At 50.7% G+C, this 16883-nt stretch carries 17 protein-coding genes and 1 pseudogene; 10 read left to right on the top strand and 8 right to left on the bottom strand.

Features of this window, described 5'->3' with window-relative positions; genetic code table 11:
- Positions 1-190: 190 nt before the first annotated feature.
- Together QUE74_RS14615 and QUE74_RS14620 are read left to right on the top strand one after the other, a co-directional pair.
- Positions 191-1150 carry an ISNCY family transposase gene (locus tag QUE74_RS14615; protein ID WP_000140541.1) on the top strand — a complete coding sequence of 320 codons (960 nt, stop codon included), beginning with the start codon at positions 191-193 and terminating at the stop codon, positions 1148-1150.
- Positions 1151-1336 (top strand): annotated as a pseudogene (locus tag QUE74_RS14620) (Rpn/YhgA-type helix-turn-helix domain-containing protein); the annotation flags it as partial.
- A gap of 40 nt (positions 1337-1376) precedes the next feature.
- On the opposite strand, the gene yfaU reads toward QUE74_RS14620, so the two are convergent.
- The 6 genes from yfaU to QUE74_RS14650 all read right to left on the bottom strand — a co-directional run bounded on the left by yfaU (position 1377) and on the right by QUE74_RS14650 (position 7609).
- Positions 1377-2180 carry a 2-keto-3-deoxy-L-rhamnonate aldolase gene (gene yfaU, locus QUE74_RS14625; RefSeq protein ID WP_000992973.1) on the bottom strand — a complete coding sequence of 268 codons (804 nt, stop codon included), beginning with the start codon at positions 2178-2180 and terminating at the stop codon, positions 1377-1379.
- A 16-nt stretch (positions 2181-2196) separates the two neighbouring features.
- Positions 2197-3486, bottom strand: coding sequence for an MFS transporter (locus tag QUE74_RS14630; RefSeq protein WP_001308785.1), 1290 nt, complete (start codon positions 3484-3486; stop codon positions 2197-2199).
- Between the two features lie 56 nt (positions 3487-3542).
- The gene (rhmD, locus tag QUE74_RS14635) at positions 3543-4748 is read right to left on the bottom strand and encodes an L-rhamnonate dehydratase (RefSeq protein WP_001354785.1); all 1206 of its coding nucleotides are present in this window, start codon (positions 4746-4748) and stop codon (positions 3543-3545) included.
- Positions 4749-4762: 14 nt separating this feature from the next.
- The gene (locus tag QUE74_RS14640) at positions 4763-5545 is read right to left on the bottom strand and encodes an IclR family transcriptional regulator (protein ID WP_000894180.1); all 783 of its coding nucleotides are present in this window, start codon (positions 5543-5545) and stop codon (positions 4763-4765) included.
- Positions 5546-5764: 219 nt separating this feature from the next.
- On the bottom strand, positions 5765-6967 hold the full coding sequence (locus QUE74_RS14645) for a nicotinamide mononucleotide deamidase-related protein YfaY (RefSeq protein ID WP_000958555.1): 1203 nt from the start codon (positions 6965-6967) through the stop codon (positions 5765-5767).
- A 99-nt stretch (positions 6968-7066) separates the two neighbouring features.
- Complete coding sequence (locus QUE74_RS14650) at positions 7067-7609, bottom strand: YfaZ family outer membrane protein (protein WP_000717009.1); 543 nt, start codon at positions 7607-7609, stop codon at positions 7067-7069.
- A gap of 278 nt (positions 7610-7887) precedes the next feature.
- On the opposite strand from QUE74_RS14650, the gene nudI reads away from it, so the two are divergent.
- Positions 7888-8313, top strand: coding sequence for a nucleoside triphosphatase NudI (gene nudI / locus QUE74_RS14655; protein WP_001354786.1), 426 nt, complete (start codon positions 7888-7890; stop codon positions 8311-8313).
- 38 nt (positions 8314-8351) lie between these two features.
- Here the strand turns inward: nudI and ais are convergent, their stop codons facing one another.
- Complete coding sequence (gene ais, locus QUE74_RS14660; RefSeq protein WP_001360820.1) at positions 8352-8954, bottom strand: lipopolysaccharide core heptose(II)-phosphate phosphatase Ais; 603 nt, start codon at positions 8952-8954, stop codon at positions 8352-8354.
- Between the two features lie 307 nt (positions 8955-9261).
- Between ais and arnB the strand changes: the two genes are divergently transcribed.
- From arnB to arnF, 7 genes are read left to right on the top strand one after another with little or no spacing between them, the layout of a single operon-like run.
- Positions 9262-10401 carry a UDP-4-amino-4-deoxy-L-arabinose aminotransferase gene (gene arnB / locus QUE74_RS14665; protein ID WP_001288715.1) on the top strand — a complete coding sequence of 380 codons (1140 nt, stop codon included), beginning with the start codon at positions 9262-9264 and terminating at the stop codon, positions 10399-10401.
- A gap of 3 nt (positions 10402-10404) precedes the next feature.
- On the top strand, positions 10405-11373 hold the full coding sequence (gene arnC / locus QUE74_RS14670; RefSeq protein ID WP_000461649.1) for an undecaprenyl-phosphate 4-deoxy-4-formamido-L-arabinose transferase: 969 nt from the start codon (positions 10405-10407) through the stop codon (positions 11371-11373).
- Positions 11373-13355 carry a bifunctional UDP-4-amino-4-deoxy-L-arabinose formyltransferase/UDP-glucuronic acid oxidase ArnA gene (gene arnA, locus QUE74_RS14675; RefSeq protein WP_000860234.1) on the top strand — a complete coding sequence of 661 codons (1983 nt, stop codon included), beginning with the start codon at positions 11373-11375 and terminating at the stop codon, positions 13353-13355. Before arnC ends, arnA begins: the two co-directional genes overlap by 1 nt.
- On the top strand, positions 13352-14242 hold the full coding sequence (gene arnD / locus QUE74_RS14680; RefSeq protein ID WP_000169716.1) for a 4-deoxy-4-formamido-L-arabinose-phosphoundecaprenol deformylase: 891 nt from the start codon (positions 13352-13354) through the stop codon (positions 14240-14242). Before arnA ends, arnD begins: the two co-directional genes overlap by 4 nt.
- Entirely contained in the window at positions 14242-15894 is a 1653-nt protein-coding gene (gene arnT, locus QUE74_RS14685; protein ID WP_000844009.1) for a lipid IV(A) 4-amino-4-deoxy-L-arabinosyltransferase, read from the top strand. The genes arnD and arnT overlap by 1 nt, the downstream gene beginning before the upstream one ends.
- Positions 15891-16226, top strand: a complete 336-nt coding sequence (gene arnE / locus QUE74_RS14690; protein WP_000638030.1) for a 4-amino-4-deoxy-L-arabinose-phosphoundecaprenol flippase subunit ArnE — start codon at positions 15891-15893, stop codon at positions 16224-16226. The genes arnT and arnE overlap by 4 nt, the downstream gene beginning before the upstream one ends.
- Entirely contained in the window at positions 16226-16612 is a 387-nt protein-coding gene (gene arnF, locus QUE74_RS14695; protein WP_000523868.1) for a 4-amino-4-deoxy-L-arabinose-phosphoundecaprenol flippase subunit ArnF, read from the top strand. Before arnE ends, arnF begins: the two co-directional genes overlap by 1 nt.
- Here the strand turns inward: arnF and pmrD are convergent.
- The gene (pmrD, locus tag QUE74_RS14700; RefSeq protein WP_001354788.1) at positions 16606-16872 is read right to left on the bottom strand and encodes a signal transduction protein PmrD; all 267 of its coding nucleotides are present in this window, start codon (positions 16870-16872) and stop codon (positions 16606-16608) included. The genes arnF and pmrD overlap by 7 nt on opposite strands.
- Between the last annotated feature and the right edge of the window lie 11 nt (positions 16873-16883).

The raw sequence follows: 16883 nt of genomic DNA on the forward strand, positions 1-16883 counted from the left end.
TCCTTGTGATGCCCGGTAAGCGCATTGCTTATCGGGCATTTTTGCGTACGTGATTCCGCATCCAGTGTATGCGTTGCATCGCTTTGAAAATTCTTCTGAAAACGTCTCGCAAAGGCAGAAACTGGCAGATGTCATTGTTCTGAGATCCGCGTAATGTCGCGTCATCATAAATATCAGGTGACGGACAACCATGACCGAATCAACAACCTCCTCCCCGCATGATGCGGTGTTTAAAACCTTTATGTTCTCGCCCGAAACCGCGCGGGATTTTCTCGAAATACATCTACCGGAGCCACTGCGTAAACTTTGCAACCTGCAAACCTTACGCCTGGAACCCACCAGCTTTATTGAAAAAAGTTTACGCGCTTACTACTCGGATGTTTTGTGGTCCGTGGAAACCAGCGACGGTAACGGCTATATCTACTGCGTGATTGAACATCAAAGCTCTGCAGAAAAGAATATGGCTTTTCGGCTAATGCGCTATGCCACCGCCGCCATGCAGCGTCACCTTGACAAAGGCTATGACAGAGTCCCGCTGGTGGTGCCGTTGCTGTTTTATCACGGCGAAACCTCGCCCTACCCATACTCACTTAACTGGCTGGATGAGTTTGACGATCCGCAACTTGCCCGGCAGTTGTACACCGAAGCTTTTCCGTTGGTGGATATCACCATCGTGCCTGACGATGAGATCATGCAACATCGGCGTATAGCTCTGCTTGAACTGATTCAAAAGCATATTCGCGACCGCGATTTAATCGGTATGGTCGACAGGATCACCACGCTTTTGGTTAGAGGCTTCACTAATGACAGCCAGCTACAAACGCTGTTTAATTATCTGCTGCAATGCGGCGATACCTCCCGTTTCACCCGTTTTATTGAGGAGATTGCCGAACGTTCACCACTACAAAAGGAGAAATTGATGACTATTGCTGAACGGCTACGGCAGGAAGGACACCAAATTGGCTGGCAGGAAGGTAAAATTGAAGGTTGGCAGGAGGGGAAATTGGAGGGTTTGCAGAAAGGCAAAGTAGAAGGTATGCATGAACAAGCCATTAAAATTGCCTTGCGCATGCTGGAACAGGGCTTTGAACGTGAGATTGTGCTGGCGACAACCCAACTCACTGATGCTGATATTCCGAACTGTTATTAAAAGGAGAGATTGATGACTATTGCTGAACGGCTACGGCAGGAAGGGCATCAAATTGGCTGGCAGGAGGGCATGCATGAACAAGCCATTAAAATTGCTTTGCGCATGCTGGAACAGGGCATTGATCGTGACCTGGTGCTCGCTGCCACCCAGCTAAGCGAAGCCGATCTGGCAGCGAATAACCACTAATTAACACAGGCCCACAGCCGATCCCCATGGGCCTTTGATATCAATAACTACCTTTTATGCGTGGCCCATTTTTGCCTGATTTAAACATCGCCAGTCGTTGATCCAGGGCATCGCTGTAGAGCATCGTGTCAACGCCAACAGCGACAAAGTTCGCTCCCCACGCCAGGCATTGCTGCGCCATATCAGGAGCCACAGCCAGAAAACCAGCCGCTTTACCCGCAGCACGGATCCGCCGAATACTGGTTTCAATAATTCGCTGCACTTCCGGGTGCCCGGCGTTATCCGGGTAGCCCAACGAGGCAGAAAGATCCGCAGGTCCAATAAACACGCCGTCAATCCCTTCGACGTCGAGGATTTCGTCCAGGTTATCCAGTGCTGTTTTACTTTCCACCTGCACCAACAGACAAAGCGAATCGTTGACTTGCGCCATGTAATTCTCAATGCGTCCCCAGCGCGCAGCCCGTGCCACACTGGCCCCGACACCACGCTCACCGTAGGGAGGATAGCGCGTGGCAGACACCACCTGACGTGCCTGATCGGCAGTATCGACCATCGGGATCAGTAGAGTTTGCGCGCCAATATCCAGGACTTGTTTAATCAGCGACTTACTGGCTTCCACCGGACGGATCACGGGTTGGCTGGCATAGGGCGCTACCGCCTGTAGCTGGTGATAAAGATCCTGAATGGTGTTTGGCGCGTGCTCCCCGTCAATCAGCAACCAGTCATAACCGGAGGTGGCGGCAATTTCTGCCATATAAGAAGTAGTCGAGCTTAACCACAGACCAATTTGCACTTCGTCCTTGCGTAAACGTTCTTTAAAGGGATTGGTTAATAATGCGTTCATGGTGTTCCTTAACCTATTAATGATGTGCCACGTCGGTCTGCGCAACAGTGCGATTTACACGCAGAGTGAAAATAATCAGCGAACCGATGACCGCCACCGCTGCCAGCGTCAGTAATCCAGCCGCATCGCTGGCAAACAACGTTTCTGCTTTCACGCGCAGGATCGGGGCAATAAACCCGCCCACTGCACCAAACAGGTTTACAAAACCAATCCCCGCCGCCAGCGCCGTACCGGAAAGCAGTTGTGTCGGCATCGTCCAGAACACCGGCTGCACGGCAATAAACCCGATGGCTGCAACACACAGCGCTACGATCGCCAGTACTGGAGAAAGCAGCCCGGAGAGACCAATACCAATGCCCGCCGCCAGTAATGTCAGCGCCGCGACATTACGCCGTTCGCCGGTTTTATCGGAATAGCGCGGAATAAGCCAGGTCCCAAACAAGGCCGCGACCCACGGAATGGCGGTGACCACCGACGCCGTAAAGCCCACTTTTGTCCCCAACAATGCAGCAACCTGCGTCGGCAGGAAGAAAATTAATCCGTAAACCGCCACCTGAATGGTCAGGTAGATAATCGCCAGTTGCCAGACTCGCCCATTACGCAGCGCATCGCTCAGTCGAGAAGTCACTTTCTGTTGTTCTTCACTTGCCAGTTGGTTGATAAGCAACGTTTTTTCTTCTTTACTCAGAAAACGAGCCTGCTCCGGCGTGTCATCAAGCCAAAAGAATGTGAATACACCAGCGCCGACTGCCAGCAATCCTTCAATCACAAACATCCAGAACCAGCCGGGATGCCCCATAAATCCATGCATCTCCAGCAGCGCGCCGGAAAGCGGTGATCCCAGTGTTAACGCCAACGGTGCGCCCATATAGAACAGCCCCATAATGCTGGCGCGATTACGCTGCGGAAACCATTGCGAGGTGAGATAAATCATACCAGGGAAGAACCCGGCCTCCGCAGCACCAAGCAGAGTGCGAACGATCAGAAATTTCGCTTCAGTATCGGCCCATGCCATGGCTGCCGAAAGAAATCCCCACAGCAGTGTTGTCGTACCAATCCAGGTTCTTGCCCCCAGTTTGCGCATCAAAAGATTCGCCGGAACACCCAGAAACGCATATACCACAAAGAAAATGCCTGCTCCCAGCGCATAAGCTTCATTACTCAGCCCGGTATCAATCTGGTAGGTCTGTTTGGCAAAACCGATATTCGAACGGTCGAGAAACGCCAGCACATACAGCGCCAACATAAACGGAATTAAACGCGCACGGTTTTTCTTCACCACGGCGTCAAGCAAAGCGGTGCTCATAAAAAGCTCCTTAGAATATGTGGGCGTTACCGTTGTCAAAGCAACGCCCGGAATGATTAGTGGCTGTAGGGGCGTTTCAAATTGCAGTCACGATTGAGCTCGACGCCGAAACCGGGTTTATCAAGCACTGATTTATGAATACGACCATTCACCGGCACTGGCTCATTAAGCAGAATCGGATCAAATTGCGGACGCATCGTTGAACAATCCGGGCTGGTCATCAGGAATTCGCTGAATGGCGTATTGGTGAAGGTGATCACCGCATGGTGAGAGTAAACAGACGAACCGTGCGGCACCACCAGTTGCCCTCTGGATTTGGCGATTGCGGCAATTTCCACCAGCGTGGTTAAGCCACCGCACCAGCCAACATCCGGCTGCATAATGTCGATACCGGTTTCTGAAAGCGTACGGAAAGATTGCAGTGTGCCGTGATGCTCACCGCTGGTGACCATCATTCCGACTGGCGCGTTGCGTTTCAGTTCGCGATAACCTTCATACTGCTGTGGCGGCAGGCACTCTTCGATCCATTTCAGGTTATTGGGCGCGCAAGCGTGGGCCAGTTTGGTGGCATAGTTCACGTCCTGACTCATCCAGCAGTCGAGCATTAACCAGAAATCCTCACCGCATTTTTCACGCATATCCGCGACCATAGCGGCATCTTTGCGGATCCCCACATCGCCATCATGTGGCCCCCAGTGCGTCGGCATTTTGCCACCGATAAAGCCCATCTCTTTTGCCAGATCCGGACGCGCACCTGTGGCGTAGAACTGAATCTCATCACGAACTGCGCCGCCTAAAAGTTTATAAACCGGAAGCCCGACCACTTTGCCGAACAGATCCCACAGAGCCAGATCGACACAGGAAATCGTATTCATCACCAGGCCACCAGAGCCGGAGTAATACAGGGTGGCATTGAGCATTTGATCGTGGATCAGTTTGATATCACTGACACATTTACCCTCAATGAAACGGTTAAGGTGTTTTTCGACAATAAAACAGCCCATTTCACCGGCTGTCGAAACGGCGAATCCGGTCTGGCCGTTTTCTGCTTCGACTTCAACAATCAACGTGCCAAGAACGTTAATGCCAAATGACTGGCGTGACTGCTCGTAATCGCGGTATTTACTCATCGGGGTGGCAATATGATCGTCAATCCAGTGATTCGCCCCCTGGTCGTGATAATCACCGCCGCCAGCGCCTTTTTCTGCTGTCGCACCGCCAGTAAACCAGGCGCGAACCTGTTTGATTTTTGGTAGGGTCATGCTGTTCTCCATTGTTATGAGGCCTGTAAGTCAAAGGGACTTTTCCATCCCAACAGACGTGAAATATCCCTGGCGCAGGCAATGGCCTTGCCCGCCAGATAATCACGGTATTCTTCATTGATTTGTAAGCGGGTACCGACCACCGAGATCGCAGCGGTAAGCTCGTTATTGGCGTTAAACACCGGCGCAGCGACACAACGGACATCGGCGTAATCTTCGCCGTTGTCATAGCTCCAGCCCTGACGGCGAATACGCGCCAGTTCTTCGTGAAGTTGCTGTGGATGAGTAATCGTTGTGGGTGTCACCTGCTCCCAGACCAGCCCTTCGATAATACTTTGCTGTACAGATGCAGGTTGCCAGGCTAGCAGGCATTTACCTATTCCGGAGCGATAAAGCGAAAGGCTTTTTCCTTCATGGGAACGCACGCTGATAGTGGCTGATGACTCCACTTTCAAAATGTAATAAGCGCTGCCGTTATCAATAATCCCCAGGTGACATAACAGCCCGGTGGTATCCATCAGTTGCGTCAAACGCGGTCGAGCCAGTTCCCGGAGATCCATCTTGCTTAACGCATGACCGGAAAGCTCCACCAGCTTGGTCCACAAACAAAAATTTTCCTGGTGATCAAGGCTAAGAAAACGCTGACGCCTGAGTTCATTAAGCAGCAAATAGGCCGTGCTTTTAGGGATCCCCAATGTGTCAATGATCGTCGCAGCACTACAGGGGCCAATGCGGGCAATCAAATTGAGAATATCAATAGCCCGTGTCAGGGCGGGAACTTTGCTTGATTCCAACATACTGGACTCCAGTCTTAGATACTGGAATCAGTCTCGTTGCTCAGGGGGAGTAAAATTGTGAAGCGCATCAAATCCCGCACCTCGTCCAGCGGACTGGAGAAATTACGCACAAATTTGTGAATCAGCGCACGGATTTTTTCTTATTGAGTACAACAGGTTGGACAAATTTTGCCGGAGGGGGAACGTGCCGGTGCAGTAAACCGGCACGGAGTGGCGGAATCAGACAGATAAAGTCATGGACTCAACAACCTCAATCCAGCCATGCTCACTGGCGATGTCCTGACCGTTTAACCAACGGCGCAGCATATTCAGTGCCATCATTGCGCACACTTCCTGACGGATAGCCAGGCTGTAGCGCGTAGTGCTGAAACGCACACGCAGAGCGAAAGTGCCGTCTGGCGAGGCTAGCGCAAAGTTGAGATGTTCGTTCTCGAAACCAGAAACAGCCAGTGCCAGCCCGGCAAAATGGTTGGCACGCCGTTCTGTAATCCAGTGCGCAGTTTGCGCCAGGGTTTCTTCCTGTGAAGGAACTACTTCACACGCCAGCAATGGAGCACCTGCGCGAGAAAGTTGCAAAGCCAATAAACCACCGGTGAATTGCTCGCTCAACGTCAGGCTGAACTGGCGGCTCTGCAATTCGCGACTGATCTGCGCGGGCAGTCCTTCGGTGCCTTCGAAAATCACGCTCTGTCCGGCAACACGTTTAACGTCCAGCCACAGTTTTTCCATCGCCTGTTGCTCGCTTGCCGGTCCGGTCAGCTTAAGTTCAATTATCGGCATAGAAGAGCGATAGCCCATTGTAACGCCCGGCGGCAGTTGCAGGGAGTCCAGGCTTTGCGCCAGATCGCTTTCCGAACGACCAAAGGTAGTCAAACGCAGACAAACCGGCGGCTGCGGTAAAGAAAAACGCTCGCGCAGGCGCGGCAGGATTTCGTGCTCGACCATCACCTTAAATTCTGACGGTACGCCGGGGGTAAAGAACATCAGGCAACGATTAAGCTGCACGGCAAAACCACAAGCGGTGCCTACCGGGTTATTGATAAATTCTGCACTGGCAGGTAGCTCCGCTTGTTTACGGTTGCTCGGTGCCATCACCCGTCCACGTTCGCGAAAATAACGTTCCATCTCTTTGAGCCAGGCCTCATGCAGCACCAGGCCTTCTCCTTTTGCAGTCGCAGCGGCGAGTGCGCTTAAATCATCACTGGTCGGCCCCAGTCCGCCATTGACGATCAGCACATCGGCGTGCTGACTACGTTCGCGCAGAATGGTGACTAAGTCATCAAGGTTATCCCCCACCGTATTGCGGCGAGATAATGGCAACCCCTGATGAAAGAAAAAATCGGCCAGCCAGGCAGCGTTAGTGTCAACGATTTGCCCGTGTAACACTTCATCCCCGGTGGATAACATTTCCACTGTTAACATGGTTATCTCCTGCTTTTGTTATCGAATCACTATAACGCAAAGGGAGATAAGGCGTAGTAAGAAACTGAATGGCGCGACAGAATGCCGCGCCGGAAGGCATCAGAAACTGGCGTTAACGCCAACATATGGACCGTCAGCCACGGCGTTGTCGCGGTTACCATCTTTACCCGACAGATTCAGATAGCGATAACCTGCCTCAATACTGACTGGACGCATAATGGTGTAACGCGCACCAGCATTCGCTTCCTCATAACTTTGAATACCGCTGGAGAGCGAATCTGGAGAGTAGTAATACTCGCCAAACAAACGGAAGCTGTTGCCTATTTTCCACTGCAAACCACCTCCTACCGCCGCAGCATAACCTTCATCGCCGTAATTCGGGTTGGTGTAAACGCCTTTTCCGCCAACGGTCGCCATTAACGGACCAAGAGGCAGATTCAACCCCAGCCCTACGCCCGCGACGTCACCGTCGTCGTCGTTATGTGTCCAGTTACCGCTTAACGCCAGGCCCGTCGATTCCGTACCAAAACCGACACCAATATTGGTGTATTCTTTACCCGCCTGGCCGCTGATGCTCATTGCATTGACCGATGCAGAAACCAACAGCATTCCGGCCAGACCTGCTAGCGCAATTTTTTTCATTATCCCCTTTCCCACAAGCAATTAATCATAATTCCCAAAGCTGCGGGATTGTACTGCCTGGCGCTGAGGATTCAATGAGCGAAAAAAGGGATCTAGTCACTTATTGTAACTAAATACTTCTCAAATAATTAAACGCTGAAAAAATAAACACACTGTATCGATACACACAAAAATAATAATAAGTACAGTTATCATCGCAAAAGAGATTACTGTCACTTTCACATATTTCTGAGTTGCCGTATTCTCATGGTTTCTTTTTATTTATAAGGAATATCCCCGTGCGACAACGGACTATTGTTTGCCCTTTGATTCAAAATGATGGTGCTTATTTGCTGTGTAAAATGGCCGACGATCGCGGCGTTTTCCCCGGTCAATGGGCGCTTTCGGGTGGCGGCGTGCAGCCTGGTGAACGAATTGAAGAGGCACTACGCCGCGAAATTCGTGAAGAACTGGGAGAACAGCTGATTTTGACAGAAATCACGCCGTGGACCTTCAGCGATGATATTCGTACCAAGATGTATGCAGATGGTCGCAAGGAAGAAATTTATATGATTTACCTGATCTTTGACTGTGTATCAGCCAACCGAGAAGTGAAAATAAACGAAGAGTTTCAGGACTACGCGTGGGTAAAACCTGAAGATCTAGCGCACTATGATTTGAATGTCGCCACCCGAAAAACGTTACGTTTGAAAGGTCTTCTGTAACAGTGATGGCAGCCATTACTGGCTGTCAGATTGAAAAATCAGTGGTTAACGAATTCCCCATCCAGATAAACTTTGCCTTTTTCCACATGCATAACTAAGCCATCCAGATAATCAGGTTTAAATGTCGCATCACGCTTATCTTTAGCAATATATGTCAGGCAATGATTATGGGTAAAAATAACGATATTTTTATCAGGTGCTTTGCTTTGTAAGTCCTTAATTGCACTATAAATCTCATTACCGCATTGAAGAAGTCGTTTATCTACCGTCAGCTTTTTCCCCGCTGAAAACCAGGTCGCCGACTGAATGGTCCGGACGGTATTACTGGAATAAAGATCGAAATCAGGGATGTCAGCGCTAAAAGCGTTGCCCAGTTCACGGGCATCCTGGGTACCTTTGACCGTAATACCTGTTTTATCTGACAAGCATTGATTGGTTGAACGATCGCAACGTTCAGCATGGCGAAACAAAACGACAACCGTGTGCTGCTGTGCCAGTCTGGCCAGTGTTTTATTGTCGATACGTGGCAAACCATTACTACTCCAGGCGGCATGAGTACCCAGTCCGGCAATTGCAGCGAGCACCAGTAAAATGATGAAATATTTTTTTGACTTCAACGAAGAGCGGCAAAAAGCTAACACGTAAACTCCACCTATAGACAAGTGCAACCAGACAATTACCGTGAAATTGAGCGACATTTCTGGCGATAATTAGCAGTTGGTGTAATATTAAAAATCCTACGATGCCGGCAAAATGCCTCAAAATTTTGCCAAATGCAAAGCCTAAATAAGAAAAAATATAAAAATTTCAATATTTACGTCTAATATTAATTTCTTAAGGTTAAGTTAATATTCTATCCTTAGAATTTCGCTCCAAATGGCAAAATATACACAACACTCTTTATGGCAAATATAAGTGGAAAAGTATTCAACGACGGATGGAAAAACAATGTCAGAATTTTTGCCTTTTTCGCGACCAGCAATGGGCGAGGAGGAAGTCGCTGCAGTTAAAGAGGTTCTCGAATCTGGTTGGATCACAACCGGTCCGAAGAATCAGGCGATTGAACAAGCCTTTTGCCAGTTGACGGGAAATCAGCATGCCATCGCGGTCAGTTCAGCCACCGCCGGAATGCATATCACGCTAATGGCGTTGGAAATTGGCAAGGGCGATGAAGTGATTACGCCTTCCCTGACCTGGGTTTCAACCCTCAATATGCTCTCCTTGTTGGGTGCAACGCCGGTAATGGTGGATGTCGACCGCGATACGCTGATGGTCACGCCTGAAACGATCGAAGCAGCCATTACGCCACGCACTAAAGCCATCATTCCGGTGCATTATGCCGGTGCGCCAGCAGATATTGACGCCATTCGCGCCATTGGCGAACGTTACGGCATCGCAGTTATCGAAGATGCTGCCCATGCCGTCGGTACGTATTACAAAGGCCGACATATTGGCGCAAAAGGTACCGCTATTTTTTCGTTTCACGCCATCAAAAATATTACCTGTGCGGAAGGTGGCCTGATTGTTACTGATAATGAAAACCTTGCCCGCCAGCTACGGATGCTGAAATTTCACGGTCTGGGTGTCGATGCCTATGACAGACAAACCTGGGGCCGTGCACCGCAAGCTGAAGTCTTAACGCCGGGCTATAAGTATAATCTGACCGATATTAACGCCGCGATTGCCCTGACCCAGTTAGCCAAATTAGAGCACCTCAACACCCGTCGGCGCGAAATTGCTCTGCAATATCAGCAAGCACTGGCAGCTCTCCCCTTTGAGCCATTAAGCCTTCCCGCCTGGCCGCACGTTCACGCCTGGCATCTGTTTATTATTCGTGTCGATGAACAACGTTGTGGTATCAGTCGCGATGCGTTGATGGAAGCGTTAAAAGAAAGAGGCATTGGTACCGGGTTACATTTCCGCGCCGCTCACACGCAAAAATATTATCGCGAGCGTTTTCCCGAGCTGTCGTTACCGAATACCGAATGGAATAGCGAACGCATCTGTTCGTTGCCGCTGTTCCCGGATATGACCACCGCCGATGCCGACCGCGTCATCACAGCCCTTCAGCAACTCGCAGGACAATAAGCCATGTTTGAAATCCACCCTGTTAAGAAAGTCTCGGTGGTTATTCCCGTTTATAACGAGCAGGAAAGCTTACCGGAATTAATCAGGCGCACCACCACAGCCTGTGAATCACTGGGGAAAGAGTATGAGATCCTGCTGATTGATGACGGCAGTAGCGATAATTCCGCGCATATGCTGGTCGAAGCTTCGCTAGTGGAGGGCAGCCATATTGTGTCTATTTTGCTTAACCGCAATTACGGACAACATTCAGCGATTATGGCGGGTTTCAGTCACGTTACCGGCGACTTAATTATTACCCTCGATGCCGATCTCCAGAATCCTCCAGAGGAGATCCCCCGCCTGGTGGCAAAAGCCGATGAAGGTTACGACGTAGTAGGAACTGTACGCCAGAACCGCCAGGACAGCTGGTTTCGTAAAACCGCTTCGAAGATGATCAACCGACTTATTCAGCGCACCACCGGCAAAGCAATGGGTGACTACGGTTGTATGCTGCGCGCCTATCGCCGTCATATTGTCGATGCGATGTTGCACTGCCATGAACGCAGCACCTTTATCCCGATTCTGGCGAATATCTTCGCCCGCCGCGCCATTGAAATTCCAGTGCATCATGCCGAGCGTGAGTTTGGTGAATCCAAATACAGCTTTATGCGCCTGATTAATTTGATGTACGACCTGGTGACCTGCCTTACTACTACGCCGCTACGTATGCTGAGTCTGCTCGGCAGCATTATTGCGATTGGAGGTTTCAGCATCGCGGTACTGCTGGTGATTTTACGCCTGACCTTCGGCCCCCAATGGGCGGCAGAAGGCGTCTTTATGCTATTTGCCGTGCTGTTTACTTTTATTGGCGCTCAATTTATCGGCATGGGACTACTCGGTGAATATATCGGCAGGATCTACACCGATGTCCGCGCCCGCCCCCGCTATTTTGTTCAGCAAGTTATCCGTCCATCCAGCAAGGAAAATGAATAATGAAAACCGTCGTTTTTGCCTACCACGATATGGGATGCCTCGGTATTGAAGCCCTGCTGGCTGCCGGTTACGAAATTAGCGCTATTTTTACTCATAGTGATAATCCCGGTGAAAAAGCCTTTTATGGTTCGGTAGCTCGTCTGGCGGCGGAAAGAGGCATTCCGGTTTATGCGCCGGATAACGTTAATCATCCGCTGTGGGTGGAACGCATTGCCCAAATGTCGCCGGAGGTGATTTTCTCGTTTTATTATCGCCATCTTATTCACGACGAGATTTTGCAGCTCGCCCCTGCAGGCGCATTTAATCTGCATGGTTCGCTGTTACCAAAATATCGTGGTCGCGCGCCGCTGAACTGGGTGCTGGTGAACGGTGAAACGGAAACTGGCGTGACATTGCACCGAATGGTGAAACGTGCCGATGCTGGGGCCATTGTGGCCCAATTGCGCATTGCCATTGCGCCAGACGATATCGCCATTACGCTGCATCACAAGTTATGCCATGCCGCGCGCCAGCTACTGGAGCAGACATTACCCGCCATTAAACACGGTAATATTCTGGAAATCGCCCAGCGCGAAAACGAAGCCACCTGTTTTGGTCGCAGAACGCCAGAAGACAGCTTCCTCGAGTGGCATAAACCGGCAGCAGTATTGCATAACATGGTGCGTGCCGTCGCCGATCCGTGGCCGGGTGCCTTCAGCTATGTTGGTAATCAAAAATTTACCGTCTGGTCGTCACGCGTGCATTCTCATGCGCCCGCAGCACAACCGGGAAGCGTGATTTCTGTTGCGCCGTTGCTGATTGCCTGTGGCGATGGCGCGCTGGAAATCGTCACCGGACAGGCGGGAGACGGCATTACTATGCAAGGCTCGCAGTTAGCGCAGTCGCTGGGTCTGGTGCAAGGTTCACGCTTGAATAGCCAGCCTGCCTGCACCGCCCGACGCCGTACTCGGGTACTCATCCTCGGGGTGAATGGCTTTATTGGCAACCATCTGACAGAACGCCTGCTGCGCGAAGATCATTATGAAGTTTACGGTCTGGATATCGGCAGCGATGCGATAAGCCGTTTTCTGAATCATCCGCATTTTCACTTTGTCGAAGGCGATATCAGTATTCATTCCGAATGGATTGAGTATCACGTCAAAAAATGTGATGTCGTCTTGCCTTTGGTGGCGATAGCCACGCCGATTGAATATACCCGCAACCCGCTGCGCGTATTTGAACTCGATTTTGAAGAGAATCTGCGCATTATCCGCTACTGCGTGAAGTACCGTAAGCGAATCATCTTCCCGTCGACTTCAGAAGTTTATGGGATGTGTAGCGATAAATACTTCGATGAAGACCATTCTAATTTGATTGTCGGGCCGGTAAATAAACCACGCTGGATTTATTCGGTGTCTAAACAATTACTTGATCGAGTGATCTGGGCCTATGGCGAAAAAGAGGGTTTACAGTTTACCCTCTTCCGCCCGTTTAACTGGATGGGGCCACGACTGGATAACCTTAATGCAGCGCGAATTGGCAGCTCCCGCGCTATTACGCAACTCATTCTCAACCTGGTGGAAGGTTCACCGATTAAGCTGATTGATGGCGGAAAACAAAAACGCTGCTTTACTGATATCCGGGATGGCATTGAAGCGTTGTATCGCATTATCGAAAATGCAGGCAATCGCTGCGACGGCGAAATTATCAATATTGGCAATCCTGATAACGAAGCGAGCATTGAGGAACTGGGCGAAATGCTGCTGGCGAGCTTCGAAAAACATCCGCTGCGCCATCACTTCCCACCATTTGCAGGCTTTCGTGTGGTCGAAAGTAGCAGTTACTACGGTAAAGGATATCAGGACGTAGAGCATCGTAAACCGAGCATCCGCAATGCCCGCCGTTGCCTGGACTGGGAACCGAAAATTGATATGCAGGAAACCATCGACGAAACGCTGGATTTTTTCCTGCGCACCGTCGATCTTACGGATAAACCATCATGACCAAAGTAGGCTTACGCATTGATGTCGATACCTTTCGTGGCACCCGTGAAGGCGTGCCACGTCTGCTGGAAATCTTGAGTAAGCATAATATTCAGGCCAGCATTTTTTTCAGCGTCGGCCCGGACAATATGGGCCGCCATCTCTGGCGACTGGTGAAGCCACAGTTTTTGTGGAAGATGCTGCGCTCAAACGCAGCATCGCTTTATGGCTGGGATATTTTGCTGGCGGGTACGGCCTGGCCAGGAAAAGAGATTGGTCATGCCAATGCCGATATCATTCGAGAAGCGGCTAAACACCACGAAGTCGGCCTGCACGCCTGGGATCACCACGCCTGGCAAGCCCATAGCGGTAACTGGGATCGGCAAACGATGACCGACGATATTGCACGCGGCCTTCGCACCCTGGAAGAAATTATCGGCCAACCGGTAACCTGCTCCGCAGCCGCTGGCTGGCGTGCCGACCAGCAGGTGATCGAAGCAAAAGAAGCGTTCCATTTGCGCTACAACAGCGATTGTCGTGGGGCGATGCCGTTTCGTCCATTGCTCGAATCAGGAAAACCCGGCACGGCGCAAATTCCGGTGACCTTACCCACCTGGGATGAAGTGATTGGTCGGGATGTGAAAGCTGAAGATTTTAACGGTTGGTTACTCAACCGCATCCTGCGAGATAAAGGCACGCCGGTTTATACCATTCATGCAGAAGTTGAAGGCTGCGCTTATCAGCATAATTTTGTGGATCTCCTGAAACGCGCAGCCCAGGAAGGCGTGACATTTTGCCCTTTAAGCGAACTGTTATCAGGGACGTTGCCGCTCGGACAAGTTGTTCGCGGAAATATTGCCGGACGTGAAGGCTGGCTGGGTTGCCAACAAGTTGCGGGTCGTCGCTGATGAAATCGGTACGTTACCTTATTGGCCTCTTCGCATTTATTGCCTGTTATTACCTGTTACCGATCAGCACGCGTTTACTCTGGCAACCTGATGAAACGCGTTATGCGGAAATCAGTCGGGAAATGCTGGCATCCGGCGACTGGATTGTGCCTCATCTGTTAGGGCTACGTTATTTCGAAAAACCCATTGCCGGATACTGGATTAACAGCATTGGGCAGTGGTTATTTGGCGCGAATAACTTTGGTGTGCGGGCAGGCGTTATCTTTGCGACCCTGTTAACCGCCGCGTTGGTGGCCTGGTTTACTCTGCGCTTATGGCGCGATAAACGTCTGGCTCTACTCGCCGCAGTGATTTATCTCTCACTGTTTATTGTCTATGCCATTGGCACTTATGCCGTGCTCGATCCGTTTATTGCATTCTGGCTGGTGGCGGGAATGTGCAGCTTCTGGCTGGCAATGCAGGCACAGACGTGGAAAGGCAAAAGCGCGGGATTTTTACTGCTGGGAATCACCTGCGGCATGGGGGTGATGACCAAAGGTTTTCTCGCCCTTGCCGTGCCGGTATTAAGCGTGCTGCCATGGGTTGCAATGCAAAAACGCTGGAAAGATCTCTTTATTTACGGCTGGCTGGCGGTTATCAGTTGCGTACTGACGGTTCTCCCCTGGGGACTGGCGATAGCGCAGCGGGAGCCTGACTTCTGGCACTATTTTTTCTGGGTTGAGCATATTCAACGCTTTGCAATGGATGATGCTCAGCATAGAGCTCCGTTCTGGTACTACTTGCCGGTCATCATTGCCGGTAGCCTGCCGTGGCTGGGATTACTCCCCGGAGCACTGTACACAGGCTGGAAAAACCGCAAGCATTCCGCAACCGTCTATTTATTGAGCTGGGCGGTAATGCCGCTGCTGTTTTTCTCCGTCGCCAAAGGCAAATTGCCCACCTATATTCTTTCCTGCTTTGCACCTCTGGCAATGCTGATGGCGCATTACGCTTTGCTGGCAGCAAAAAATAATCCTCTGGCGTTGCGGATGAATGGCTGGATTAACATCGCTTTTGGCGTCACTGGCATTATTGCTACGTTTGTGGTCTCCCCCTGGGGACCTATGAGCACGCCGGTGTGGCAAACCTTCGAGAGCTATAAAGTCTTCTGTGCATGGTCGATTTTTTCGCTATGGGCATTTTTCGGCTGGTACACCTTAACAAACGTCGAAAAGACCTGGTCTTTTGCCGCGCTTTGCCCGCTGGGGCTGGCGTTGCTGGTAGGATTTTCAATTCCTGACAGAGTCATGGAAGGAAAACATCCGCAATTTTTTGTCGAGACGACACAAGAATCACTGCAGCCAAGCCGCTATATTCTTACTGACAGCGTGGGCGTTGCCGCAGGTCTGGCATGGAGCCTGCAACGCGATGACATCATCATGTATCGCCAGACGGGTGAGTTGAAATACGGCCTTAATTATCCGGATGCGAAAGGGAGGTTTGTCAGCGGTGATGAGTTCGCAAACTGGCTTAATCAACATCGTCAGGAGGGGATTATTACACTCGTGCTTTCGGTTGACCGCGATGAAGATATCAACAGTCTCGCCATTCCGCCCGCAGATGCCATCGATCGTCAGGAGCGTCTGGTGCTGATTCAGTATCGGCCCAAATGATCTGGCTAACATTAGTCTTTGCCAGCTTGCTTAGCGTTGCCGGGCAGTTGTGTCAGAAACAAGCAACCTGCTTTGTGGCGATAAACAAACGGCGCAAACATATCGTGCTGTGGCTGGGACTGGCGCTGGCTTGTCTTGGCCTTGCCATGGTGCTCTGGCTGCTGGTCTTGCAGAACGTACCGGTAGGCATTGCCTACCCGATGTTAAGTCTGAATTTTGTCTGGGTGACGCTGGCTGCAGTAAAACTGTGGCACGAGCCGGTATCACTGCGTCACTGGTGTGGGGTGGCGTTCATTATTGGCGGCATTGTGATCCTCGGGAGTACGGTGTAATGGGCCTGATGTGGGGATTATTCAGCGTCATTATTGCCTCAGCTGCGCAATTAAGCCTGGGTTATGCGGCGAGTCATCTACCGCCGATGACGCACTTATGGGATTTTATCGCGGCGCTGTTAGCTTTTGGCCTGGATGCCCGGATACTGTTACTCGGGCTGCTGGGTTATCTGCTTTCCGTTTTTTGTTGGTATAAAACGCTACATAAACTTGCGTTAAGCAAAGCCTATGCCTTACTCAGTATGAGCTATGTGCTGGTATGGATTGCATCTATGGTACTTCCCGGCTGGGAAGGAACTTTTTCGCTGAAGGCACTACTGGGAGTAGCCTGTATTATGAGTGGGTTGATGCTGATTTTCCTGCCCACGACAAAACAACGTTACTGAGTTTTCCCAGCCGATTGACACTGCCGTTCCCACTCATCGGGGCTGTAGCTGCTTGCCGAGAGGATTTTCACCGTATGTAGCTTTTCACGATTAATACAGTAAAGCGCATTCTGCAAAGGTGAAAGTAAATCCCCTACTTTCACGGTGAAGTCACTCTTCACTTCGGCGATCATTTTTATCGCGCCGCCAGCATCGCAGAGCATAAGTACATGTCTGTTAACTTGTTTATTGCAGCACGATTTTTTGACCAGCCATTCCATTGCATTATCCT

It is taken from the genome of Escherichia sp. 10290, from assembly GCF_030295155.1.
GTDB classification, from domain to species: Bacteria; Pseudomonadota; Gammaproteobacteria; order Enterobacterales; family Enterobacteriaceae; genus Escherichia; species Escherichia coli_F.